The sequence below is a fragment of the Pseudomonas sp. S1(2024) genome, assembly GCF_046557535.1.
In genome coordinates, this window is record NZ_JBKGFP010000001.1 from 70,836 (window position 1) to 93,404 (window position 22,569).

At 55.1% G+C, this 22,569-nt stretch carries 20 protein-coding genes, 9 tRNA genes and 1 pseudogene; 22 read left to right on the forward strand and 8 right to left on the reverse strand.

Annotated elements, in window-relative coordinates:
• Positions 1 to 14: 14 nt before the first annotated feature.
• Positions 15 to 455 (reverse strand): annotated as a pseudogene (rnhA, locus tag ACLCGK_RS00350) (ribonuclease HI); the annotation flags it as partial.
• 159 nt (positions 456 to 614) lie between these two features.
• Between rnhA and ACLCGK_RS00355 the strand changes: the two are divergent.
• The 7 genes from ACLCGK_RS00355 (at position 615) to ACLCGK_RS00385 (ending at position 9,673) form a co-directional block, all read left to right on the forward strand.
• Positions 615 to 2,225 (forward strand): hypothetical protein, encoded by a 1,611-nt coding sequence (locus ACLCGK_RS00355; protein ID WP_410950799.1) that lies wholly within the window; start codon positions 615 to 617, stop codon positions 2,223 to 2,225.
• Positions 2,226 to 2,339: 114 nt separating this feature from the next.
• Positions 2,340 to 3,947 (forward strand): hypothetical protein, encoded by a 1,608-nt coding sequence (locus ACLCGK_RS00360; RefSeq protein ID WP_410950800.1) that lies wholly within the window; start codon positions 2,340 to 2,342, stop codon positions 3,945 to 3,947.
• A 325-nt stretch (positions 3,948 to 4,272) separates the two neighbouring features.
• Positions 4,273 to 4,932, forward strand: a complete 660-nt coding sequence (locus tag ACLCGK_RS00365) for a Bax inhibitor-1/YccA family protein (protein ID WP_410950801.1) — start codon at positions 4,273 to 4,275, stop codon at positions 4,930 to 4,932.
• Positions 4,933 to 5,022: 90 nt separating this feature from the next.
• Positions 5,023 to 6,810, forward strand: a complete 1,788-nt coding sequence (locus tag ACLCGK_RS00370; RefSeq protein WP_410950802.1) for a hypothetical protein — start codon at positions 5,023 to 5,025, stop codon at positions 6,808 to 6,810.
• 95 nt (positions 6,811 to 6,905) lie between these two features.
• Positions 6,906 to 7,703 (forward strand): SIR2 family NAD-dependent protein deacylase, encoded by a 798-nt coding sequence (locus ACLCGK_RS00375; protein ID WP_410950803.1) that lies wholly within the window; start codon positions 6,906 to 6,908, stop codon positions 7,701 to 7,703.
• Between the two features lie 120 nt (positions 7,704 to 7,823).
• Positions 7,824 to 8,735 (forward strand): hypothetical protein, encoded by a 912-nt coding sequence (locus tag ACLCGK_RS00380; protein WP_410950804.1) that lies wholly within the window; start codon positions 7,824 to 7,826, stop codon positions 8,733 to 8,735.
• Positions 8,736 to 8,791: 56 nt separating this feature from the next.
• A complete protein-coding gene (locus tag ACLCGK_RS00385; RefSeq protein ID WP_410950805.1) occupies positions 8,792 to 9,673 on the forward strand; it encodes a hypothetical protein in 882 nt (293 codons plus the stop codon).
• Between the two features lie 110 nt (positions 9,674 to 9,783).
• On the opposite strand, the gene ACLCGK_RS00390 is transcribed toward ACLCGK_RS00385, so the two are convergent.
• On the reverse strand, positions 9,784 to 10,287 hold the full coding sequence (locus tag ACLCGK_RS00390) for a hypothetical protein (protein ID WP_410950806.1): 504 nt from the start codon (positions 10,285 to 10,287) through the stop codon (positions 9,784 to 9,786).
• A 282-nt stretch (positions 10,288 to 10,569) separates the two neighbouring features.
• Here ACLCGK_RS00390 and ACLCGK_RS00395 point away from each other — a divergent pair, with 282 nt between their 5' ends.
• The 5 genes from ACLCGK_RS00395 (at position 10,570) to ACLCGK_RS00415 (ending at position 14,053) form a co-directional block, all read left to right on the forward strand.
• Positions 10,570 to 10,746, forward strand: a complete 177-nt coding sequence (locus ACLCGK_RS00395; RefSeq protein ID WP_410950807.1) for a hypothetical protein — start codon at positions 10,570 to 10,572, stop codon at positions 10,744 to 10,746.
• Between the two features lie 394 nt (positions 10,747 to 11,140).
• On the forward strand, positions 11,141 to 11,638 hold the full coding sequence (locus ACLCGK_RS00400; RefSeq protein ID WP_410950808.1) for a hypothetical protein: 498 nt from the start codon (positions 11,141 to 11,143) through the stop codon (positions 11,636 to 11,638).
• A gap of 109 nt (positions 11,639 to 11,747) precedes the next feature.
• The gene (locus ACLCGK_RS00405; protein WP_410950809.1) at positions 11,748 to 12,548 is read left to right on the forward strand and encodes a hypothetical protein; all 801 of its coding nucleotides are present in this window, start codon (positions 11,748 to 11,750) and stop codon (positions 12,546 to 12,548) included.
• Between the two features lie 30 nt (positions 12,549 to 12,578).
• Entirely contained in the window at positions 12,579 to 13,736 is a 1,158-nt protein-coding gene (locus ACLCGK_RS00410) for an AI-2E family transporter (RefSeq protein WP_410950810.1), read from the forward strand.
• An 11-nt stretch (positions 13,737 to 13,747) separates the two neighbouring features.
• Positions 13,748 to 14,053, forward strand: a complete 306-nt coding sequence (locus ACLCGK_RS00415; RefSeq protein WP_410950811.1) for a hypothetical protein — start codon at positions 13,748 to 13,750, stop codon at positions 14,051 to 14,053.
• Between the two features lie 107 nt (positions 14,054 to 14,160).
• Here the strand turns inward: ACLCGK_RS00415 and ACLCGK_RS00420 are convergent, their stop codons facing one another.
• From ACLCGK_RS00420 to ACLCGK_RS00435, 4 genes are all read right to left on the reverse strand, one after another.
• Positions 14,161 to 14,934 carry a metallophosphoesterase gene (locus ACLCGK_RS00420; protein WP_410950812.1) on the reverse strand — a complete coding sequence of 258 codons (774 nt, stop codon included), beginning with the start codon at positions 14,932 to 14,934 and terminating at the stop codon, positions 14,161 to 14,163.
• Entirely contained in the window at positions 14,931 to 15,656 is a 726-nt protein-coding gene (locus ACLCGK_RS00425; protein WP_056798623.1) for an NUDIX hydrolase, read from the reverse strand. Before ACLCGK_RS00425 ends, ACLCGK_RS00420 begins: the two co-directional genes overlap by 4 nt.
• On the reverse strand, positions 15,646 to 16,182 hold the full coding sequence (locus ACLCGK_RS00430; RefSeq protein ID WP_410950813.1) for a nicotinic acid mononucleotide adenylyltransferase: 537 nt from the start codon (positions 16,180 to 16,182) through the stop codon (positions 15,646 to 15,648). Before ACLCGK_RS00430 ends, ACLCGK_RS00425 begins: the two co-directional genes overlap by 11 nt.
• Before the next feature lie 127 nt (positions 16,183 to 16,309).
• Positions 16,310 to 17,077: a hypothetical protein gene (locus ACLCGK_RS00435; RefSeq protein ID WP_410950814.1), complete on the reverse strand. Its 768-nt coding sequence runs from the start codon at positions 17,075 to 17,077 to the stop codon at positions 16,310 to 16,312.
• 143 nt (positions 17,078 to 17,220) lie between these two features.
• On the opposite strand from ACLCGK_RS00435, the gene ACLCGK_RS00440 reads away from it, so the two are divergent.
• A complete protein-coding gene (locus tag ACLCGK_RS00440; RefSeq protein WP_410950815.1) occupies positions 17,221 to 18,417 on the forward strand; it encodes a hypothetical protein in 1,197 nt (398 codons plus the stop codon).
• 62 nt (positions 18,418 to 18,479) lie between these two features.
• Here ACLCGK_RS00440 and ACLCGK_RS00445 read toward each other — a convergent pair whose 3' ends face one another.
• Both ACLCGK_RS00445 and ACLCGK_RS00450 read right to left on the reverse strand, forming a co-directional pair.
• On the reverse strand, positions 18,480 to 19,379 hold the full coding sequence (locus ACLCGK_RS00445) for a hypothetical protein (protein ID WP_410950816.1): 900 nt from the start codon (positions 19,377 to 19,379) through the stop codon (positions 18,480 to 18,482).
• On the reverse strand, positions 19,379 to 20,170 hold the full coding sequence (locus ACLCGK_RS00450) for a hypothetical protein (RefSeq protein ID WP_410950817.1): 792 nt from the start codon (positions 20,168 to 20,170) through the stop codon (positions 19,379 to 19,381). Before ACLCGK_RS00450 ends, ACLCGK_RS00445 begins: the two co-directional genes overlap by 1 nt.
• Positions 20,171 to 20,478: 308 nt before the next feature.
• Between ACLCGK_RS00450 and ACLCGK_RS00455 the strand changes: the two genes are divergently transcribed.
• The 9 genes from ACLCGK_RS00455 (at position 20,479) to ACLCGK_RS00495 (ending at position 22,193) form a co-directional block, all read left to right on the forward strand.
• Positions 20,479 to 20,566, forward strand: a tRNA-Ser gene (locus tag ACLCGK_RS00455).
• A 51-nt stretch (positions 20,567 to 20,617) separates the two neighbouring features.
• Positions 20,618 to 20,708 (forward strand) — tRNA-Ser (locus ACLCGK_RS00460).
• Positions 20,709 to 20,915: 207 nt separating this feature from the next.
• A tRNA-Met gene (locus tag ACLCGK_RS00465) sits at positions 20,916 to 20,991 on the forward strand.
• 5 nt (positions 20,992 to 20,996) lie between these two features.
• Positions 20,997 to 21,084 (forward strand) — tRNA-Ser (locus ACLCGK_RS00470).
• A 161-nt stretch (positions 21,085 to 21,245) separates the two neighbouring features.
• Positions 21,246 to 21,323: transfer RNA gene (locus ACLCGK_RS00475), tRNA-Pro, on the forward strand.
• Between the two features lie 141 nt (positions 21,324 to 21,464).
• Positions 21,465 to 21,542: transfer RNA gene (locus ACLCGK_RS00480), tRNA-Pro, on the forward strand.
• Between the two features lie 15 nt (positions 21,543 to 21,557).
• Positions 21,558 to 21,642, forward strand: a tRNA-Leu gene (locus ACLCGK_RS00485).
• Between the two features lie 321 nt (positions 21,643 to 21,963).
• Positions 21,964 to 22,053: transfer RNA gene (locus ACLCGK_RS00490), tRNA-Ser, on the forward strand.
• A gap of 63 nt (positions 22,054 to 22,116) precedes the next feature.
• Positions 22,117 to 22,193 (forward strand) — tRNA-Thr (locus ACLCGK_RS00495).
• The last annotated feature ends 376 nt before the right edge of the window (positions 22,194 to 22,569 follow it).

Genomic DNA, 22,569 nt, shown 5'->3' on the forward strand with positions numbered 1-22,569 from the left:
GCTTGGGATTGGCCTGCATTTTTCAGCGAAGCCACACCCTTGTTGGCCAGGGCATCGGCACGCTCATTGAGTCGGTTGCCATTGTGTCCCTTGACCCAATGGAAGATCACATCATGGCGCCCCAGCAGTTCATCCATCACTTTCCAGAGATCGACGTTTTTGACGGGCTCCTTCTGGGCCGTGCGCCAATTGCGCTTCTTCCAGCCTTCCAGCCACTCGTCGCACCCCTGGATGACGTATCGGGAATCGGTGTAGACCTCGACTTCGCACGGGCGCGTGAGCGCTTCCAAGCCCTTGATGACGGCAAGCATTTCCATGCGATTGTTGGTGGTGTCGGGAACGCCGCCGAACAACTCTTTCTCGGCGCCAGCAGCTTGGAGGATGACGCCCCAGCCACCAGGGCCTGGATTACCCTTGCACGCACCATCGGTATAAATCGTGATGACCTGACTCATGGCTGATTCCAATATCCTGTATATTCGCGATTTTTCCACAGCTGGTTTTGAAAGACAAGTCACTTGTTTTTTGGCTATTTGTCCATGCAAAACTTGACTTGGGGCTTGATTACCTTGGAAATTCAATACTAGATATATTGGATATGAATGAGGCCCTTGGTGCAGCTTTTCAAAAACACGACTGATGCCATAGTCAAAGCTGTCTGTGGTGAGGAAGCCTTTTCGACTTACCGCGATGCCATCGATCAGGTGCATGGCAATGGTTTTGGCGGGCGACGAGACCAATATGCCGCCGAGGTGTTCCAGAAGTGCGATGATGCCGAGGCACGGTTGCTCCAGGCATTTGGCGAAGATGGATATGACCTGGGCCTGCTGGGTTTGCTGGCTGAGGATGGCGTGCAGTTTCAACCCGAGAAGCGTGCAAAATGGGATCGCTCGGATGAGGATCTACCCAAGCAAATCCAGTTGACGGGCCTCTGTGGCTTCAAGATTCCCAGGAATATGCCAGAGTCCTGGGTTCGCGGAGGGATCGGGGTGCTATTCCATGAGCTGCTCGGCCCGGTGCTTTGCAAAAATGCGACAGAGAAGCTCCGGTCTATTGAGCAGCGCCGACAGACCAACGACCGGATCTTGCTCATCGCCGAGCGCGTAACCTATTACACCCTGGTGCAGATGATGGGGAAAACCACCCTGGCTGTGCCTGCTAAATCCCCCTTGCTCGCCGACCTCATGGGCATCAACGCCAAAGGGCGGGTCACCCTCAAAGACTGGGCTGGCGATCAGAGCGCGTTCCAGTCTTCAGCGGAAGCGCTTTTTTTGAATACGTTGGCAGAAAAAAGCAAGCCGGTCATGCGCGAGGAGCGCACGCACTTTGATTACGTGCGCCGGATGGCCCAATCCCTGACGTTTCTGCCCGCCCAAGCGTTCGTGCTCCAGGGGGAAGACCCTCTTCAGGTAATGGCCGGGATTCGTAAAAAGCTGGAGTTCCTGTACACCTATCGACACGGTCACAACGACTTCACCAGCAGCCTGATCGATGCAGGGTGCAAAGCGCCCTTCTTGCCCTTCCCCCACCTGTGGAAAGACCTTGGAATCGAAGCCGCAGATTTCCTTGGGTTTCCAATCCAGGAGAGCACCGATCATCGCCTGATGTTCCCGGATTGCTTCAGTGACAGTTGGCATGGAAGCGCCCGGCTGTTTCGTGACAGGAAGGGCCTGACTTTCCAGCGCCTGGTGAATGTGCTCCGTACGCAAGGCGTGGACTTTACTGACCCCAAGTACCAGGATCGGATCGGCTTTGGCGGTGATTATCATGTTGACCTGTACGACTGGTCACCAGGATCGCTGGATGACATGGTCAAGGCGGCTGATGTGTATCCGGATCGCGCACCCAGTGTACTGATGGTCACCTGGGCGATGAACATGCGGGGAGATGAAGCCACCCATCACTTCATGGAGGGTCTGTCGAAGTGTTCGCGTGAAGTGGCTGCAATGCTTATCGACAAGCTTTTGAACAAGGGAGCCTTTCAGGCGATCCACACCCTGACAGGCATCTCCAGTTACCTGACCAAGGAGGCGATGGTCAAAGTGATTGCCGACGAAGATCAGGCGCTCTTCCAAGATGTTTTTGCCCTGGCCCTGGCGCGAAAGAAGCCCAAAGCCTCGATCATCAACATGCTGCTCAAGCAGGGCACTCCCCGCCAAGAAGACCTCGAAAAACTCCCAGACAGCCACCTCGACCAGGTGTTGGAACGGGATCTCGGTCTTTAGTTGCGCGAGTGTCGGGGAACCTCCTGCAAGCACCATGTCACCAGGTTTGCCGGCGTAGACACCGATAACAATACATGGCTAAAGTGATTGAAACACCTGTGGAAATACCATCCCATGACACTCTTTCGCAACACCTCCCCTGAGCGCGTTTTGGCCATTCTCGGTCAGGAGGCTCTGGATGATTACACCCGGATTTTCGAGGCCATTAGGGCTGAGTATCATACCGATGTGGGCTCATCTGCAGCCCAGATCATTCAGGATTGGCGAAAATTCCGTAAGCCCGGAAAATACCTGAAGGAGGGCTACGAACTGATGGCCCTGCTAAATACAGATATTGATCTAGGCCTGATTCATTTGCTGCAGGCCGATGGCGTTTCGTTGGAAAATGCAGTTCCTTCCAAGTATTCAGGCCCCGAGAAGCTGATGAAGCGTCTCGACAGATCAGGATTCGCAGGGATTCGTATACCCGCCGAGCTCAGCGATGAAGAGCTGCACAAGGCATTGGAGCACGTGTACAGAAAGTTGCTGCTTCCCCTTTATCTCATTGATGAAGATCGGGCATTGGGTCGTGTGAATGAGCTTCGCAGAACCAACCCGCAAATGCACGCGCTGGTGAAGCAGATAACCAATTACAACTTGCGGAACTTGATCGGTCAGTCAAGCGCCGAAGTTGTAAAGAACGCCCCGTTGTTGGCGGATTTGATGGGCATGGACGACCGTGGCCAGATCGATTTCGCTACCTGGGCGGGTGATCAGCAGGCGTTTCACAATGCTGCCGAAAATCTCTTCCTGGTTAATCTCAATGTGACCACTAAGAAAGTAACCAGGGCTGATGAAATGCGACATTTCAGTCATGTCAAGGATTTTGGCCAGGCGCTGAGCGCCCTCCCTGCACAGGTGTTCGTGCTGAAGGGGGAGGATCCGAAGCTGATCATGGAAACCTTGGTGGACAAGCTCAGCTACCTCTATACCCACCGACATGGGGCCCAACCCTATGTCCTCGATCTTGCTGAGTGCCATGCAAAAATGGCGTTTCTGCCCTTCCCACGCCTGTGGCCAACGCTGGGTATCCACCCTGTAGATTTTCTCGGGGTGGAGATCGGTTCAATTCCCGAGCATGACTTACCGCTTGACAGCGATGTGAACGATGCGTGGATTGGCTTGCGCTATGTCGCCCCGATGGCCAAAGTGACAAGGATTCTGGCGAGCGAAGGCATTGATCTTGGCCATCATCAATACGCATTGCGTATTGGTTACGCTACGGAGTATGACGTCGATGTCAAGGCCTTGCCTGTCGGCAAGGTCGACAAGATGATTGAACTTGGGCAGGCAAATTTTGGCCTCATTCCCAATATTTTCACTGCAGTCGACGCCCGGCGTGACAATGGCGCATTTGAAGCCCAATTTAACACTGGGCTCGCCCTTTGTACCCGCAAAAATGCCGTCAGGTTGTTGGTCAAAGTGCTTCACGACAACAAAACGGATTTGATCAAGACGTATTCGGGTGAGTACATATCGAGCAAACCCGACATTATGCGCCTGGTCAGACAACACAATGAGCCCTTGTTTACCGAGGTCTTTGATGCGATGTTGGCACTGAAAAAACCCAAGCCCAGCATCATCAACGAAATGCTCAAGTTCGGCAATCCGTCCCTTCAGATGATGGAAAAGCTGCCGGAGAGCAAGCTCGCCTACGCCCTTGAGAACTCATTGGGCTTGTAAGCGTTACGGTATGGGGTGGTCTTGGGAATAAGCCGGGATCATCCATCTCGGCTTTGGAAACTCCCTCCTTTAGATGGGAGCGTCAATTGAAAACACTCGCATTTTCGAGCAACCCACGGCACTGCCGTGGAAGTAGCCTCCGTCACGGGCTGGCCCGTTCATCGCCGGCTGATTTTGGAATATATTGAGATGCTTGAAATAGGCTTGCCAGGAATGGGGTGCCAGGCTGATGACGGGGTCGTTGTAACAGATTGAAACGGTCGCCTGATGACGGCTCAGTGCCTCTGTGATTAACTATATATTGAATCCACTCAGCGAGATGCCCATGAGCACTAATTCGTCGACAACCACCACCATTGAAGGCTCGGCTGCCAGCCGCGTCCTGCGCCAAACCTACATGTTGCTTTCGATGACGCTGGTGGTCAGCGGCATCACCGCTTTGGTTAGCCAAAGCCTCCACCTTCCAGGCCCAGGGCTGATCGTCACCCTCCTCGCGTTCTACGGTATCATGTACGCCATCCACAAGTACCAGAATGGCGTGGGCGGCATTTCCTGGACGTTTGGCCTGGCCGCCTTCATGGGCTACGCCATCGGGCCTATGCTCAACCATTACCTGGCCATGAAAAATGGCGGCGACCTGGTTGCCAATGCCATGCTCTTGACCGCATTCACCTTCTGCGGCCTCTCCGCTTACGTGCTCAAAACGGGCCGGGACATGAAGTTTCTTGAAGGCTTCCTGATGGCCGGATTCTTCGTGTTGATGGGGGCCGTCATCCTGTCGCTGTTCTTCCCCATGAGTGGTCTGCAGCTTGCGATTTCAGCGGGCTTTGTCCTGTTTTCCTCGGCAGCCATTCTTTACGAAACCAGTCAGATTCTCCGGGGTGGTCAGACCAACTATGTGCTTGCAACCGTTTCGTTGTTCGTGTCCATCTTCAACCTGTTTACCAGCTTGTTGAGCTTGCTCGGCATGGGCTCGAAAGACTGACAAAACCGCAACACGAGCCAGCGAAAGCTGGCTTTTTTTGTGCCCTAAAGGCATGCTGGAAGCAGTCATAGTTTCCTGGGTTTCTCGACCATGTCGAAGATTTTGCAGCACCGTTCAATCGATTCGTTACCCTCAAGCCTGGTCGAACACCTGGTGCGCATCAAGAAATTTGCCGCTCTGATGAACCCCGGCATCAAGGATGATTACCTGGCCAACATGCTCAACCGTGCCTTGCAGCAACACACACGAATGGTTGGAGTAAAGGCCTATGCCAAGGCCATAGCCGATGACGCCTTCCCCGAAGAGCTTAAAAAAACCTTCGGGTCGCTGATCGTGTTCGGTTTTGACGACCTGCTCAAATGCGAGGGCGGGAAGGGGTACATGACCCAGCATGCGCTCATGCTGCTGCTGGAAGACGGCCTGCATCCCCTGGCCTCCTTGAGCGGATGGATCATTGGCGACGGCGCGCAACATGAGCTCGAATCCTGGGAGGATAAAACTCTGTGCACGGATCAAACCTCGGCGTTGTTTCCACACCGCAACGATGTGATGAGTGCATTTTACCAGCCCGCCATTCTGATGATGGAGCAAAGGCCATTCTGGGCTAGCATTTCACCGCAAAGAGCAGCTCGCCAGCTGCATCGCTTCGCTCAGCACCTGTCGAAAGACGACGACTTGCTCGGGCAGTTGCACCGCGAGTTTTTTGACCCGAGCTCCAGGCACAATCCGTCTGGGCTGAGTCAGCTCAAGTTGCAACGCAGTCGCCCCCTGGAGAGTAACCTGCAATCGGCCATTGGTCGTGTGCTCGACCTGCATCCTGAATTGGACACCGGCAGCATCAAAAACCTCAACTGGCCGCAAGCCATCCTGCGAAACTGGGTCATGCGCGGCCACCTCAGTGAATTGCCGCCTGGGGTGCACCCTGCCGATTTCACGGATGACTTTGAGCGCTATTTCAGCCTGATGCCGGCAGTGACGCTGCATTACCTGCCCGCCTACGAGGGAGGTCACCCCCTGAAGGGCCCTATCGAACAGGCTTTTCTCACCGTTCATGCCTCTGGCAAGCGGGACGTCAACCAGGGGCGTGACGACATGATCGTCAGCCATCCCTACGAAGTCGTGTTCAGGCCGGATCTGGCTGCCCGGATTGGGCGTGAATACGAGTCGCTGCACCAGGGGCTTTTTTCCGACTTCTGGCAGCACTGCAACCTGGATTTCATTGACTATGCCCTGGGTGAATTCAGTGCCGCCTGGGGTCGCCCAGCACCGTCCCAGGATCCAGCGCTGATCGCGGTCAATGCGATTGGGCGGCATAAGCAATGGATCAGCAACAACCACGATGCGATCGCACCCCTTCTGGAGCCTTTGCTGCAGAGCAAGAAAGGGTTGCCCCAAGCTTTGGTGAATGGCGGGGTACCGCTGTCAGTGATTCCAGATCATTTGCTCGAAAGGTTTGTGACCTGCCTGCTGTCAGGCTCTGTGTCCCGTGAGGGCTTGAAGTGTATTCATGAGCTGCTCGCTGCAAAGCGCATCAACCACGATGCGATCGCACCCCTGCTTGAGCCGTTGCTGCAGAGCCCGAAAACATTGCCCCAGGCCTTGGTGAATGGTGCGGTGCCTCTGTCGGTGATTCCGGATCATCTGCTCGAACCGTTTGTGAAAAGTCTGCTTTCAGGGTCGTTGTCCCAGCAGGGTTTCAAGTGCATCGATGACCTTATCACTGGAAAGCGAATCGGCGTGGACGCGGTGTTACCTCATGCTCAAGAGGTTGCCGATCTTCTTCTCCTGGCTGGCAACCCGCTGCTGAAAACATGCATCATGGAGGACTACTCAGACATGGTGGCAGAAGAAATTCTCACCATGGAGCTTGGCCTCTAAAGCCCTCGCGATTTGCGTTATATTGAGTTAACTGCGTTGACACTCGATTGGGTTGTCTTCGCCCAATCATTTCAAGGAGCACGTGAATGAGAGTGATGTCGATCACCGGCGCTGGCATCTCCGTGGGCAGTGGCTTGCCCACCTACCGGGGAGCCACAGGGCGCTACACCGAAATCGAAGCCCTGCATAAAATGCCTGTGGAGCAGATCGTCTCTCGACAAACCCTGAAGCAGAACCCAGAGCTCCTCTGGCGCCATTGGCACACGTTGTTGATGGCTTTGAAGTCAGCGGTGCCCTCGGAGGCGCACAAGGCCTTAAAACGCATCAGCGACGCTTCCAGTGACTATCTGGAGCTCACTCAAAACGTGGATGGGCTGTCGCTTCGCGCTGGGCTTGATCCTCAGCGCCTGGTAGAACTGCATGGTTCGACCCACTCCTATTCCTGCTTTCGCTGTGGCGAGAAGCACGAACTGGCGATCACCGAAGACATGGTGCTGCCGCCGCGCTGCTATCGCTGCCGCCATCCTGGCCAGGCCCCTATCCGTCCGGACGTTGTGCTGTTCGGCGAAAACATCAAGACCGAGAACTACAACAAGGTCATGGCCCATGCCCGATCGACCAATCTGCTGATCATCTCCGGGACGACCCTGCAGTTCCCCTACCTGATGGATCCGATCGCAGCCGCCCTGGTCAACTGCGCGACGGTGCTCTACGTAGACCCGCAAGCTTCATCCGACAACCTTCTCTTCTGCTTGATTCCTCAGGAGCTGGAGCCCGAGTTTCGCATCCGCTGCATTCAGGAAAGTGCCGATGTAATCCTGCCCCGAATCGCCACCTTCCTGGAAAACAGTCATGACCTGTCGGGCCTGATGGCAGCCATTCGTAACCCCTAGGTGCCGTCAGGTCAAGGGCGCCATTTGCCGGCACGGCGTGGCGTCTTTTTTTGCCTCCAAAAAAGCTCACCTGTCATACTGGTCGTATTCGGCCCTGCAACGCCAGACTTTCGGTGAACCATGAGCGCCCCCATCCCCACCCCTAGTGCCAGTGCCCTGCATCTGCTTTATGCCATGCGAAAATCAGTGGGCTATTCCTCGGGCTGGCAGCTTGACGAGATGCCTGTACTGGAATGTACGGCGCCAGGGTTGGGGCCCCTTGATCCCGAAGACCCTGGACTTACCTTGTTCGCCGAGTTGGTTAACGCTGTAGGGCTCCTTCAGCACTTCACTATAAATCTCCTGCGGTTTGCATTACGCAGCAAATTCAACGATTTGTCTCAAGGGTGGGAATCGCAATTGCCCACCCTCATGAAGATAAATGCCTTGAAAGGCGTCCCTGGAGGTTGGCGTTACGTTGATGTTCTCTGGGAGTACCAGGCGGGTGTCCCGCTGACCGAAGCCTTGCTGCAGCACCCCATTCAGGAGTGCCTCAATCCAGCCGAGGACTTCACGCAAGGCTGGAAATATGAGGTCATGGCCTTTGATAGCCTGGTGTCGATCGCTCACCCCGATGATGATCCGTATTATGATACGCATGATCTTAAAACCAGCTTCTTTGCCAATGACTTGGCTGCCCTGCTGAAAAAACTCCCCGACGTGTCAAGGCTTTGCGATCAGGAGCTCAAGCTGATTGCCGACAGGTTGACCGGGGATGAGGAATCCGCACATCAGAACGATGTGTGCCTCAAGGTGCTTAAAGCAAAGAGCAAGATCGCCAATCCGTTTACACCCGCCCGCCGCTCCATCATGTACATCTGTATGGATTCGATGGGCTGTAGCGATTTTCCACCGGAAGGTCGATTTGATCCTCGTGGCCTGATCATAGAAAGGGATGGTCAGGCCTGCCTGAGAGCCATTGAAGCTGCGTTCGGTGCAGAAGTGGCGGATCTGTATGCGGAACATTGCCTGGGCCTTGACCTGGGCTTGTAAGGTCTTCGCATTCAGGTGCCCCCTTGCAACTCTTGCACTGCAATTAGAGGTAGATTTTGAAACCTTCACGACCGATTGACCTCATCCTCATCATGCACCGATCCCTCCAGGAGTTCGGCAATTGGGCCCATGAGTGGGAAGACCTGGAAAACACCTCCTCTACGTTGGTAGCGTCCTACATGGCCCAAAATCTTGGAGACACGGGGTGCGTCCTGATTGCCAGGCTGGCCGGGTTTGATGAAATCCCTGGCGACCTGACCATCAATGGCCTTAGGAGGCAGCTTGCCAAGCTGTTGGGCAGTGAAGGCACTGCGTTGCGAAGTCCGCCCCAAGAATTAGAGGCGCTGATTGCACTTGGAGAGAAACCAGGCGGATGGAAATATCTTGATCAGCTATGGGAGTTATTGACTCAGACAAGCCTTAGCTATGCGTGCAATGCAGAACAAAAATTCAATCCGCTACTCGATCCCGGCGATCAATCGGGTTCGTTTCGCTATACGCTTCAAGCCGTGCACTACTCGTCCATTGATACGCAGGATGACGACGGCAACGAGATTTACATCTGCACAGCGATTGATCACTTCAAGGTGACCAACAGCCTGGAGTCGATGTTGCAAGCCATTCCTGAAATCCTTGAAGAATGTGACAAGCTCAAATTTCCAAACTGTGGGTTCTGGCACCGCTTTGAGATCTTCGAAGGGGGTAAGCGATTGGTGGGGGTGCCGCTGAATTACGATACGACGCCCGATGATTGGAATGCCGAACAAGTCAGGACAGACCTGGAGCGATACGCATTTTCTCCGGCAGAACTGATTGTTTCCCGACCAAGCCGTGCGGTGGTTGGCGCGCTGTTAAGGGTCTATGGCCCGGAGGTAGTGGGTAAGCTGCTGGATTACAAGCCTGACGAAAGGCTTGGATGGCACCCAGATTATTCATGATCGTTACCCTGAGGGTTAGCAGCCATCGGGTGACTGATTGGGCGATGAAGGGTAAAACAGGAGGAACCGGAGTAGTAACAATCTCTCCGGCACCCCCGTTTACCGGGAAGTCAGTTGGCCGAAACGGCCAGCACTGGGGCTTCAGCGCGTCGATTGGGTTTGAGGCTCAGCAGCTGGTTGGCTTGATGGCCGCGCTCGGAAAGCTGGAGCAAGTTGCCCTCGGCGAGGACAAAGCCCCAATCGATCAGGCGTTGGTTTTCGGTGCCCAGCATGTGCTTGTTGATACCATTGCGGGCTTTCAACAGGGATCTGAGGAGAAATTTCTCCCCCGGCGCTAACTGGGCCACCAGATCCGGCAGATCGTTGCTCTTGGGCTCAGGCGCTGGCGCACGGGAGCGTTCTTCTTCCACCGCCGCGTTGAAAAGGTGGCGATCAATCATTTGCAAGTGATTGTAGACCTCGGGCAGCTCCATCAGCGCATCGCGGTGTTCTTCCATAGCATCCAGCGCCATGGAGCGAAGCGTCGCCAGGGTATCTGCAAGCCGTTTGGCGGGTGCTTCCTGGGTGGTTTCGTGAACAACTTCCGGGGTGTCGACGCTTTGAATTTCGCTCATGGGATATCTCCAAAATGTGCTTTTAGTATAGCATATATTGTTTTGCAAGGGTGGGTAATCCCTCCCCTAAATGTAGAAAATTACAGGGGGTCGACATGCCTACAGGCCGCCGAATCCAGGCACTTGGCGACTTTACAGGCCATGTGGTCGGAGCCGCCGAGGGTGTCGAAGGCGATGAAATCAGTGATACTGGGGCATGGCGCCTATTGAATCTAAAATCAATATATGGCTAAATGCAATTCAGCGTTCTAGCCTTTATCGGAGCCTTTGTCATGCGCCAACATGCACCTGAAGATCATCAAGACAAGCCTGCTGAACCTGTTCGCTACGAAGGGGGGCTGGGCCGATCACAGTTTCGTGATCGCGACTACGCAGAGCGTCGTGAAGACTATCCGGATGATGATCGCGATCGTTGATTTGCGTCCAAAGAGAATGCGCCTCAGGGCGCATTTTTCTTAATGTAGATCCGGACACTGCTTCGATGGGTCATCCCCTTCTCGATTCGCCTTGCGCGAATACAGCCCTGGCTGCCAGAGGGCGATCGATCTCATCCGGTTAGCCGCCCTGCCAGTTCACTATGGCATGTGCAGGTGGTGGAGACAAGATCATGAGACCCACCTCACCAGTTGCGCCTAACCCATTGATTTAGCAGGGCTTTGATAACCTCCTCCGGATTTCAGGGCATTCTGCACGATTACCTCATGTCGTTTCTAGAATGATACGATTTCTCTAATTAACTTGAGAAACGTAGCGTAAGCATATGAAATGACGACACATTATCCTGATTAAGATTGCGAGTGATTGTGTGTGCGCGGGCATGATAGGCTAAAACTGAACCATGGAGATTGTCGGCATGAACACCCTCACCCCGCTCATTGAACTCCTCAACGTCAGCGATTTTGATGGTGCCAAGGACTACCTTGAGCAGTTGCAGGACACTGCGAGTGAGCATCGCTGGGTAGATTTCAATGGCATGGTCGGTCGTATCCAGCTGATGAAGGCCGCATTGCACCGTGAACTTGTGGTTCCTCAGGAGCCGTTCAGCCGTGGTGCCACGGATCAGCAACTGCGCAATCAAGTGCTCTTCGCCTACCGTGCCGAAGCCAAAAAGCGCCTGGGTAACTGTTCTGCTCACGATCGAGCGACGGCGATTGATCGTGCCGCTCAACTCCTGCTCTTCATCACCCAGGCAATGAGCGCAACACTGCCGGCACAATTGCGCGATCCAGCGCAACTTCAAATGATCCAGGCCACCTACAAAAGCGCGGCGTTTCCGCGTGAGATTGCCATGAAAGCCCCGGTTTTGGAGGGTTATCGCGACCTGGTGCTGGAGCTCGACTTGGGTCTCTAATGGTTTTGGTGTATATTGCCCGATCTGTACGGGCAAATAACACCGTACACGCCAGTAATCATGGGGTTTGAAGATCCCTTACCGAGTGACTCTTGCGTGTGAGCCTGCCATGCCTATCAACTTGCATTTGATGGTCGCGAAAACTCTGTTGTTGTGGGTAGTCATCGCTGGATTATTCGCGGTCGTACCTCTGCCAAGCGCCTTCGAGACTGGCATCCTGTTGGCTGTGCTCAATCAACCACTGTTCGCGTACCTGGTTCGGGCTGTGGGAAGGCCTGTGATTGGCGCAGGTTGCGCCACCCTTGTGCTGAGCTTGCTGGGCGCCCTAGTATGGCTACCAGCGGCGTTCCCGACTGATGCGCTGAGGCTGCTCGATGCCTACCTGGCAATGGCAAGCACCGAGGTTGGCACACCGCCCTCTTGGTTACCCAGGGTGTCGATCCTGGGCACCGACATCACCCAGCGATGGGAGGCGCTGGCAGCCATGAATGCCGAGGCTGTTCACACGGTTGAGCAGTCTCTGACACTGAATGCCCAAGCGTTCTTAGGCGCAGCTGGGCGGGCTGACTGGGTTGCCCTGACCACGGTTGTCAGTGTGGGCGGCTCGCTGCTCCTGCAGTTCAACGCCAAGCGTCTGGCGGCGCTGCTAAACCTAGTGTTCACCTCGATTACTGGCCAGTCTGGCTCAGCCTCTTGGCTGCTTGCCGGCGCCCAGGTTCGTCGAATCGCCCTCATAACAATCGGCTTAGCCCTGTGCGCTGTGGTGCTGGCCGCAATGATGTACTTGCTGGGTGGTGTGCTGGCCATGCAGTTGATGGGCTTGGTCTTCCTGTTTGCTTTCCCGATCTGTGTAATGGTCGTCACGGCCCACCTGCCGTTCCTGATTTTTTCAAAGGCGGGTGTACTGTAGAGAAAAAGACGCCACTGGCGGTCAGTCTCAATGTCAAAAACAACGCTTAATCAATATATTGCAAAAGTGGCAGGTCGCCATTACAGTGCAATTAACCTCATTCACCAAAACGGACGATTCAACATGTTCAACCGCTTGGAAAAGCCCATTGGCATGGCCATTGTGCTGGGGGTGCTGCTTGCTGCCCTCTACGTGCTCACACCTTTTGCAATTACCCTGGCCTGGGGCGCATTGATTGCCTTCGCAACCTGGCCCGCAGTGCAATGGCTTCGCAAGGTTACGGGGTCGCGCTGGGTCGCTGCCAGCCTGATCTCCCTGGTCTTTGTTATCCTGATCGCAGGCCCCCTGGTGGCGCTGGCCATGAGTTTGGCCGGAGGCACGCAGCAGTTTATTGATCCGATCGTTACGATGGCACACACCACGTTACCCGCAGCCCCATCCTGGGTAGAGTCGATCCCGCTGGCGGGCAGCTACATCCATCAGCAATGGGGGTTTTGGGAGGCAAAAGGGCCGGATTGGTTCCTGGATGTGAAGCCATACCTGCATACCGCTGCCACCTACCTGCTGAGTCACAGTGCCGTAGTGGGAACGATTGTGGTGCAGTGCCTGATGGCCATTGTCTTCGCCTTCTGGTTCCATATCCAGGGCGAGCAAATCACCGAAATTCTCCATGACGCGCTGTCCTACATTGTTGGGCCGTCGTCACGCAGTTACTGGACGGTGGCGCAAAACACCATCCAGGGAGTGATCAATGGGGTTTTAGGCACTTCACTCATCCAAGCGGTGCTATTGGCGATCGGTTTTGCCATCGCCGGCACCCCTGGAGTGCTGTTGCTGGGCCTGGCCACCTTCTTCTTGAGCTTGATTCCCATGGGCCCACCTTTGCTGTATGTCCCGATCGGACTGTGGCTGATGTACGATGGCCAGCTGTGGATGGGGATTTTCCTGCTGTTCTGGGGCTTTGTGATTGTTGGTGGTGCCGAGCATATTTTCAAACCCATTCTGATCAGTCGCGGCGGCGTGCTGCCGATGCCCATCGTGCTGCTGGGCGTGCTGGGTGGCATGATGGTTTGGGGTTTCCTGGGTATCTTCCTGGGCCCGGTCTTCCTGGCCCTGGCTTTCACCTTGGTGCGTGAGTGGCTTGTACGACGTGCCGCGACTGCCAGCGCACCTGCATCGACCCACTGAAGAGGCTCACCATGAATCAGGCCGAGACAAGTCAGACTGACCTGCTGCTCAAGTACAAGCTTGAGTCCATTGCGCTGTCAATCAGCGAAACTGAGTTGCGCATGAATGATCAGTTGATTGCTCTGCTTGAACCGCCGCGCCTGATTGCACTGTGGAAGCTCAAAGATCTGCTGGGGAAAATCCAGGCACTGATCACGCAAACCCTGGCTCAGCCCGAGCTCAAGGTGTCGGATTCGATGTTGGATCTAGTGCAAAGCACAGATGCCGTCCTGCTCGACATCAATGAGCGCTTGGACGCCTTTGAAGTTGAGGAATAGCGCTTGTTGCGCCCTGCAGGGAGGGGCTTTCGGGGGCAAAGCGGGCAACAGGTGCCAGGGCAAATCCCCATTTTTTGGCCAGTGTTTGCACCTGGCCAATTTGCATCTTAAGGGATCAGCAGCCCCCTGTTGGGCTTGCAGCTGTTGATCTTTGCTTGCAGCTCAGTCATCGGCACATCCAGGCGAATGATGCTCAGGCCGCCTTTCCCCGGCCACTTTGCCGTACGCCCCTGGTAGGCACCCGTATCAATGCACACCGTGTTGCCCAGCACCAGGGGCCTTTTCACAATATTATGACCCACGTAGACGCGCTCAAGCCCCGGTACCAGTGTGCAGTCCTTGTTGGTCACGCGGTCGCGGTTGCTCAGTAGCCGGCGTTGCTGTTCAGCATCAGGATCATTGATCAGATCGACGATGTGCTCCCAGTGCATCCCTGATGGCACGTCCGCGTGAATCAACCCCACCTTGCCCAATGACGTGTCGACTTGCGCGGCGATGGGGAGTTTGGCGATGGCCGCCAAGAACTTGTGTCGGAACGACCGGGAGGTTTCACCCCACCAATCGAATCCAGACTTCTTGAAATTCAGGGCATGGGTCAGCGCCTCTTGCGAAGGCTCGCCTTGTGCATACAGCTTCAAGATGAAGGCCTCGTGATTGCCTTTCACCGGTAAAAACCAGGGCTTGTCCAGCCAGTCGAGTACCCATTCATTCTGAGGGCCGCGATCGACCAGGTCGCCTACCGGGAACAGGCGATCGCAAGCAGGATCAAATCCCACTTGTTCCAGGCTGGTTTCCAGCAACTTGAAGCACCCATGAATATCGCTGATCGCGAAATCCCGGCCCCGTGTATTGCGGGGGTGGGATTGAATCCAGTTGATCATCCCCCACCCCCCAGCGAGCCGCTGAACATTTCAGGCTCTACGATAGTGGCCTCGTAGGCATCGGTAATCCGCGCACCCGACAGTGAGAGCATTTCACCTGGCACCTTGCGAATCAGGTCGCCCTGTTTGTAACGCTTGTGCAGGCTCATCTTGTTCGGCGTGGTGCCCATGATGGCCTTGTGGATGTTAATGATCATCGGCATCGTGAACAGCCTGGGCATGAACAGCAGCGGCAAACTGGAGTAAGCGGTCTTGCTGGACAGGCGCTGATAGGCGCGGTTGATCACTTCGCGATGATCGAACGCAAGCTCGACACCGTCCGGGCCTGTGACTTGCGAGATGGGAAGCAGCTGCAGGTGCTCGGGCAAGTTCGCCAAGACTGGGCTGTCTTGTTTGAGAATACACATGTAGATGATCGAGACCGACCAGCCACGCGGATCTCGATCCATACCACCCACCGATTCGAGCTGCTCCATGTAGTCAGGCAGGAACCCCACTTTCTCCCGCAGGATGCGATCGCGACCGGTGTCGATGGTTTTATCTGAGTCAGTGTGAATATAGCCGCCAGGCACTGCGAGCACATCTTTGAATGGCTCTTTGCGTCGCTTTTCCAGCAACACCAGCAGTTCTTCGTTCAACCAGCAGAAGATGACCGCGTCCAGGGTCACGATAGGGTCATGGCGAGGCGCTGGGCTTTTGTCGTGCAGTTGTTCAAGCGACATAAAGTGGCTTCCATGGGTTGTATTGGGTGAGTGCCTGAATCACATGTGGTGTGAGCATGGCACGTGGAACATGACCACGTACCAATTCCTGGCGAATACCTGTGCTGCGCACTTGAAGTCTCTCCTGGGTGACCATGACTTGGCACCGGGCGTGGATGCGCTCGGTATGGCTGAATCGACTCCAGGCATGCATGTTGTCAGGGCCAATGGCCAGCAGCAATTGGTGATCAGGATGGTGTTGCGCGATATGCTCCACCACCTCGTAGCTGTAGATGGGGCGCGGCGTACCCGTCGCTATCGCCAGCTCGTGTTCGATCGCCATGAGTTTCACATGCGGCCCCAGGTCTTGCGCAAACGCCTGTACCCATTCACAGCGCAGGGTGTAGGGCGACATGTCTTTGTCGAAGGCATGGCGAAAAGACGGTATCAACCACACCTCGTCTACAAACTGGGCCAGCTGCGCAACGCAATCGGCATGGCCTGCTGAGGGCGGGTTGAATGCGGAGCCGAAAAGTGCAACTTTCATGGCAACATCCAATAAGGTCTACTCTGTATACATTATGAGTGAAAAGCCCTTATGGGTCAAGCCGATAGCGGTTTTTGCCCACAAAAAAGCCCGCTGGCGCGGGCTTCATTTACCGATCAGATCCAGGTCATTTGACCCTGGTGAAGTAGGTCGCCGAAATCCGCTCACCTTTGGCGTTGAGGTTGATGCGACGCAGCGTGCCGTCAGGCATGTAGTTGAAGGTCGTGATCTGGCCAACACAGGCACTTGGCTGACCGTTGCTGGCCTGCTCTTCAAATGCCACCGAGCGGTTGACAAACGAGCGGTAGTACAGGCGGCTGTTGCCACACGCATCGTAGCTGGCAGAACTGGTCTGGGTCTTGCCGATGGTGATAACAGCCGGCGTGGACTTGCCGCCGACCAGCACTGCCGTACCTTTCCAGGTGCCCACCAGGCGCGAATCCATGTTCACATGAAAGGCGGTGGTGCTGGAGCGCTTGAGCTGGCCGCTGGCTTTCTTCTTGCCTTCGAGGGTGTAGAAGGCATATTCCAGGGTATTGGGCTGAATCTGCGTAAGGCGGACATAGTGGTTGCCGAAGCACTGGTTGCCCGAGCTGCGCTGCTGCAGGAACAGTAGGCCACCATTAGGCTCAGTGCGTTGGTACTTCATGACGGCGGTGCAGTTCTGCGAGAAGTAGTTCACCAGGCTGAGTTCTTTCTGGCGCAAATCCATGGCGAACGTCCAGTTCTCCTTGCCACCGTCTTCAGTGGCCGCCCCCACCCAGTGATCAGCCATGGCGTCAGGCACGCCTGCATAGGTGTATTCGACGGAACTGTCAGAGTTCGAGGTTAGGCCTGCACAACCCGCCAAGACCGACAGCAACGCGGAGGCAACTAGCAGCTTGAGCATTTTCATGAGCACGATCCTTGATGAGGTGGTGATTAAAGTATACGGAGTATACCTAATGGTGTCAACTGCCTGGTGATTTACCCCAGTGCGGGGCAGCAAGCATAATAGGTCTATCTCAAGAAGAAAATCCCGATGCAGATGGAGTTTGTATGACTGCTACGCCGACCCCCTCCTTCGTCTTGACCGAAGTTCAATTTAACGAGCTTGCCGATGCCGGGCATGCCCGGAAGGACGCGACGTGTCTGACCGGGATTGCACCGCAGGTGATTGAGTGGATGGCCTGGAGAGCGGATGAGCCTCGTCAGAAGGTGATCTCGGAGGTGGCAAAGCAACTCTACGCTGGCCAAAGCGAGCTGGCGAATGTGGTGATCGAGCAGGGGTTCCCAGGCCATGTCCCGGACAAGCATGCTCGCACAACGACGTTAGAACGCTGGGTAGATTCCGCCTTTGACAAGGTTTGCGCCTTAGCCCTGACACAAGAAGACACTCGCGAACGGATAATCGCGATCATCCACCAGCAGAAAGGTCGCAGCTACCGCCTGGATCACCTCAACCCCCTGCCCCTTACCCAGAGCGTCATGCGCTTCCAGAATGGTAGCTTGCGCAAGGTCGCTGACGTTCGCAAACTCCTTAACAATGGCACCAACATCAATGCAGTACTGCTCAATGTGGCCAGGGCCGGTGACATTGAAGCATTCAAGAGTCTGCAGGGGATACGCTCCATCCGGCGTTACATGGACGCAGAAAACATGGTGCGATATGCCAGGTCAGCGAACCAGGAGATTCCCGCCGCGTTCATGAATTTCATGCTTACTGGCGGCGACCAAGACCATCCTGCAGCGTATTCCAGCATGAATTTCGCAGACTGGCTGGGCGCAAGCATTGGCGCCGTTCCGTCTGGCGCCTGGGCAACAGTGGAGCCGATTTACAAAGCCGAATTCGCCCGAAATGGCGGCCATGAAATCATCCAGGCGATGTTCCGCCGTGAGCAAAAAGCCAGGGATGGGGATGATCAGCTGATGACCCGACTGATCGCGGACGGTGCCGATTGGTTCATTGGCTTGAAGCAATACCTTGTCGGCGGCTACATCTACCTAGGGCTTAAAGACAGGCAACCACAGCCGTTGGCGGAACTTGCTGAATTGATTGAGGCCGGTGCCAAGCAGCAGGCCGCACCTGTTGCGGCGCTTATTCTGCAGGCGCTCCCGCAAGACCTGGTGCTCACGTATGCCAGCAATCCGCGTTTGGCTGACAGAGTATTCAAGATCATCAAGCTCCCCTACCTGCTCGACCACGTCAGCGAGCGCGTCTTGACGATGCACCTGGAGAGTGAGATTGGGCTCTAGCGGTCTTCACGAGTAAACCCCAGTTGCAGGTGCAAGTTGGGGCTCACTCAGGGGGAGGCCCGTCAGGTCAGCCGGGGAATGATTGCACTGAGGTTTTCAATCCCCATCGATTGCAGGCGCTCGGCGATTTCCACGTCGAATTGGCGCTGCACCCGCTCGGTTTCTTCCTGGCTCGCCGCCACGGTCATTGCCGAAATCTGCCCCTGCACCTCGGTCAGCGCGAGCTGTGCCGCCTTACCGGCCTCGCCCAAAGCCACACGATTCGCCTTTTTGGACAAGTCCTGCCCCAGGATCTCTGCGATCGCTTTCATCGCCAGAATGAATGGTTGTGCCGCTTGGCGAATTGCACCTTCAAAATCCTGGCGCTTGGCAGAGGTCGGACTCAATGCGGGCGGGTCGTCTCCCAAGCCCTCAGGAATAACTTGAAGCTTGGTTGGGGCCCTGACCCCACTGCCACCGCGAATCAAAAGCGAGAACTGCTCAACAGACATGGCTGCCCGAATCAAACCCATGTTGTCCATCAGATGAGGCGTGTCGCCATCACGGACGGCCAACTGGCCGAACTGAATATCAAATTGCATGAAATAACTGGACATGGTTGAGGTGCCAACCAGTGCGACTCGACTCGACGAGGGCGCACCTAGGGAAATGCTGCCATAGCTACTGTGGTGGGTGCCATATTCCTGTGCGAATAGCTTGGTTTCGACTTCGCGGACAGATGTGTAGGGCTTATGGCGGGTGGCCAGGGCGTGCATGAGCTGAATATCGATGTATTGCTCAACCTTTAGACCCTTTGGCCCGTACAGCGCCAACCATTCCGAAAATGAGCGCTTCGGATCCGGTTTGTAGTTGTACTTGGCAGCATGCTCCGCGTGTCGCTTGATTGCGGTGGGCGCCAGTAACGCAAGCTCGGCAACCGAAAGATCCAGGGACGATAGCACGGCAGTATTAATTGAGCGCATCAACGAGACTCCTCATTCATTTTGTGGAGGGCGATGAGCGCCTCGATTTCCTGCTGACTGTGGGCCTTAACCACCTCGGCAAACTCGGCTAAGCGTGCCAGGTTGTACGCAGGGCCTGCGACCACCGATGACTCAAGCATGGACGTGTATTTCTGCATCTCAGCAACGGCTTTGAGGGTTGGCTTGGCAGATTTTTCAGCAGCTTCGGAGATAAGTCCTGCCAGGTTGCTGAGCCACTCTTGCGTGCCATCCAGACAATTTTCCACACTGCGGGCCAACAGTGTTTTTGAATTGGCCATGGCATCCGGCAGGTAGGGATCAATCCGGTAGTACTTGGCGAATTCGAATGTGGCCGGATGGTGACCACGCCCAGGACTTGTAATCAGTTCGCTAAACGCTGATGCAGTCATCTTAAAGCGCGCAATCTCTTCATAGGGCTCGTAATCAATCAGCCCATCGACACCAATGATGGCGTCCGCACGACTGATGGTGATGGTGAAGGCCACCAGGCTTTTGATATGGGAAGCGAACAGTTGGGTCGGCTCTTTGAGGGTTTCGTGATCGATACACAGGACGCCGATGGCGGGATGGCGTACCCGAATAGACCCATTGGCCTCCCTACGCTCAAAAACTGAGGCCTTCAGTTCGGCAATGCGGCGATCGATTTTAGAAAGGATGCCCAGGCGTACAGCCTCATCACCTTCACACCCCAGGGTATGCTCACGCAGTACCTCAAGGGTCACCAGGGCATCGTTATGAAAGATCAGGTTTTCCGGCTTGATATACTGCATGGCGGTGATTCCATCGCATCAGTTAACGTACACCAAGTATACGCAATGTTTGTGGTAGGTCAAGCTGAAAAATTATTTCCCTTTTTTTGAAAAAGGCTGTTGACACTAATTCGAAGCAGTGACTACTATTAGACATATGCACGAGGAACTACCCATGAACATGCCAAGTATGCCATCTAGTCTGACAATGACGCTGCCGTCACCAATGGCATAGTATCGCGTGTTCGCATCTCGGACACGCCGTCCGGGATCCAGTATCCAAAAACCCGGACATGCTCCGGGTTTTTTAATGCCTTGGAAAAGTTTTCGGTGAAGTGCCAGAGCGGCTGAATGGGCCTGATTGGAAATCAGGTAACTGTCACAGGTTCGGAGGTTCAAATCCTCTCTTCACCGCCACATTCGATTCAAGATTTACCGCTCTTTATACAATCTGACAGAATTTTATATGGTGATGTGGCTGAGTGGCCGAAAGCACCTCCCTGCTAAGGAGGCATATCTATCACAGGTATCCAGGGTTCGAATCCCTGCATCACCGCCATATGTGCTAGTTCATCATTGATGAAGAACTTGAGTGGTCAAGTGGAGGGTTTGCTGAACCTTCGACCTCAGGATCAACAGGGAGAAACGGGTTCCCTGCAGGCCGTAGGCCTGAGTCTAGCAGCCCTTTTTGGCATTTCGAGCTTCCATCGCAAATGCCTGATTATTAATGTGTTTTGGCTGGAACATGGCCATGACATCGAGTCTTGCTGAAGTAGCTCAGTCGGTAGAGCGACGCCCTCATAAGGCGCAGGTCGTGGGTTCGAGTCCCGCCCTCAGCACCAGTTACGGAGAGTTGTCTGAGCGGTCTAAAGTAGCAGCTTTGAATCCTGCCAGGTGTCACAGCCTCCCCGGTTCGAATCCGGGACTCTCCGCCAACAAGTTGTATGTTTCATACCAAGGCCTTTGATCCATTGGTGGTGCGCCGGTACTAACCGGCAGCGGCTTGGTTCGAATCCAAGAAAGCGCCTGGCTGGGCAAAGGGGTTCGACTCCCCCGTCAAAGGTCTTGGTATGAAACATAGGTTTATGCAATAATTCGGAGTATAGCGCAGCCAGGTTAGCGCGCCTGCTTTGGGAGCAGGATGCCCCAGGTTCAAATCCTGGTACTCCGACCATATATAGTTGTACCGACCATGTGTGTGGCCGTGCATAATACGGACATCTGTTGAAAGGTGTCAAAGTGCAAGTGTCTTATCTTAGTCCTACCATTTGGTTGGCACAATAATTGAGTGATATTGAGTATTAGACAAGTTTTACGGGGTATAGCGCAGCCAGGTTAGCGCGCCAGTCTGGGGGACTGGAGGCCGGAAGTTCGAATCTTCCTATCCCGACCATTTTTGTTGTAAAACGCGGATGTGGTGAAATTGGTAAACACACCTGATTTAGGCTCAGGCGGCGAAAGCTTTAGGGGTTCGAGTCCCCTCCTCCGCACCAATTTATGTTCTAAGGCAGGATGCGCATGATAGGCCGGTGCAGCTCACGCCAGTCAATCCGGCTTTCACGGCGCATCCTGGCGATCGTTGCACGCGCTTCCTGCGCAGCCGCTTGTAAAGCGGCGCCCGCCTCGGGGGACTCAAACCAGGCCTTGATGGCTTCGCAGTCTTCAGGGCTCACGCGGGTGCAGGCTGAACCAGGGACGGTGTGAGGTATTGGCATTGGCTGGTACCTGAGATGGGAATTTCACTACTTTATCGCTCAGTGGAGCACACGTGCAAGCACCAGGCGGCTTTGCAAGCGCACTGAGCACCGAGTTACGGAAAGCTGCCAGAGCCTGGCTAAATGGGCCCGCCTCGAAAGCGGTGCGACCTACGGGTCACGGGGGTTCGAATCCCTCGCTTTCCGCCACCTTTAGATATATATTGACGACGATCGACAGACAATGTAGATTGGATCATCAGTACAGAATATGCCGCTATAGCTCAGCTGGTCAGAGCTACTGCCTTGTAAGCAGGGGGTCATAGGTTCGAATCCTATTGGCGGCACCATACCTGTCCATGTTCGGCCCTTGAGGTTGCGCGTCAATCTTTTGCGCCGAGAATGGGCAGCGGGGTGGATGATCGGAATCTGTTCGCGCTGCGGCGCGTTCGAAACCCGGTACCGCCCCCACTAGCGCTGGAGACGGGCTCATGCTTCACTCGCCGTTCCAGTAGATCGCCAGGGGAAGGCCTACCCCCTACCGATGACGCTATTACGCTCTGTGGGTTGACTGAAGCGAGGGCGCGTGAGGGAGAGGTAATCCGTCATGGCCACTGGCACCGGAGACGCGGCGCAATCACGTGTAGCGTCATAGATGGGGAAAGGTCGAGCAGTTGTGGGTGACTGATTAACCCTCAGCGTCAGGGGGAAGCTGGTTAACTCCCT

Bases quoted from the DNA above. Each gene is read 5' to 3' on its own strand.
- ACLCGK_RS00380 (WP_410950804.1), top strand. From the start codon at position 7,824: ATGAGCGCCCCCATCCCCACCCCTAGTGCCAGTGCCCTGCATCTGCTT.
- ACLCGK_RS00390 (WP_410950806.1), bottom strand. From the start codon at position 10,287: ATGAGCGAAATTCAAAGCGTCGACACCCCGGAAGTTGTTCACGAAACC.
- ACLCGK_RS00415 (WP_410950811.1), top strand. From the start codon at position 13,748: ATGAATCAGGCCGAGACAAGTCAGACTGACCTGCTGCTCAAGTACAAG.
- ACLCGK_RS00405 (WP_410950809.1), top strand. From the start codon at position 11,748: ATGCCTATCAACTTGCATTTGATGGTCGCGAAAACTCTGTTGTTGTGG.
- ACLCGK_RS00445 (WP_410950816.1), bottom strand. From the start codon at position 19,379: ATGCGCTCAATTAATACTGCCGTGCTATCGTCCCTGGATCTTTCGGTT.
- ACLCGK_RS00360 (WP_410950800.1), top strand. From the start codon at position 2,340: ATGACACTCTTTCGCAACACCTCCCCTGAGCGCGTTTTGGCCATTCTC.
- ACLCGK_RS00425 (WP_056798623.1), bottom strand. From the start codon at position 15,656: ATGTCGCTTGAACAACTGCACGACAAAAGCCCAGCGCCTCGCCATGAC.
- ACLCGK_RS00395 (WP_410950807.1), top strand. From the start codon at position 10,570: ATGCACCTGAAGATCATCAAGACAAGCCTGCTGAACCTGTTCGCTACG.
- ACLCGK_RS00450 (WP_410950817.1), bottom strand. From the start codon at position 20,170: ATGCAGTATATCAAGCCGGAAAACCTGATCTTTCATAACGATGCCCTG.
- ACLCGK_RS00375 (WP_410950803.1), top strand. From the start codon at position 6,906: ATGTCGATCACCGGCGCTGGCATCTCCGTGGGCAGTGGCTTGCCCACC.
- ACLCGK_RS00435 (WP_410950814.1), bottom strand. From the start codon at position 17,077: ATGAAAATGCTCAAGCTGCTAGTTGCCTCCGCGTTGCTGTCGGTCTTG.
- ACLCGK_RS00440 (WP_410950815.1), top strand. From the start codon at position 17,221: ATGACTGCTACGCCGACCCCCTCCTTCGTCTTGACCGAAGTTCAATTT.
- ACLCGK_RS00365 (WP_410950801.1), top strand. From the start codon at position 4,273: ATGAGCACTAATTCGTCGACAACCACCACCATTGAAGGCTCGGCTGCC.
- ACLCGK_RS00410 (WP_410950810.1), top strand. From the start codon at position 12,579: ATGTCAAAAACAACGCTTAATCAATATATTGCAAAAGTGGCAGGTCGC.
- ACLCGK_RS00370 (WP_410950802.1), top strand. From the start codon at position 5,023: ATGTCGAAGATTTTGCAGCACCGTTCAATCGATTCGTTACCCTCAAGC.
- ACLCGK_RS00420 (WP_410950812.1), bottom strand. From the start codon at position 14,934: ATGATCAACTGGATTCAATCCCACCCCCGCAATACACGGGGCCGGGAT.
- ACLCGK_RS00400 (WP_410950808.1), top strand. From the start codon at position 11,141: ATGAACACCCTCACCCCGCTCATTGAACTCCTCAACGTCAGCGATTTT.
- ACLCGK_RS00430 (WP_410950813.1), bottom strand. From the start codon at position 16,182: ATGAAAGTTGCACTTTTCGGCTCCGCATTCAACCCGCCCTCAGCAGGC.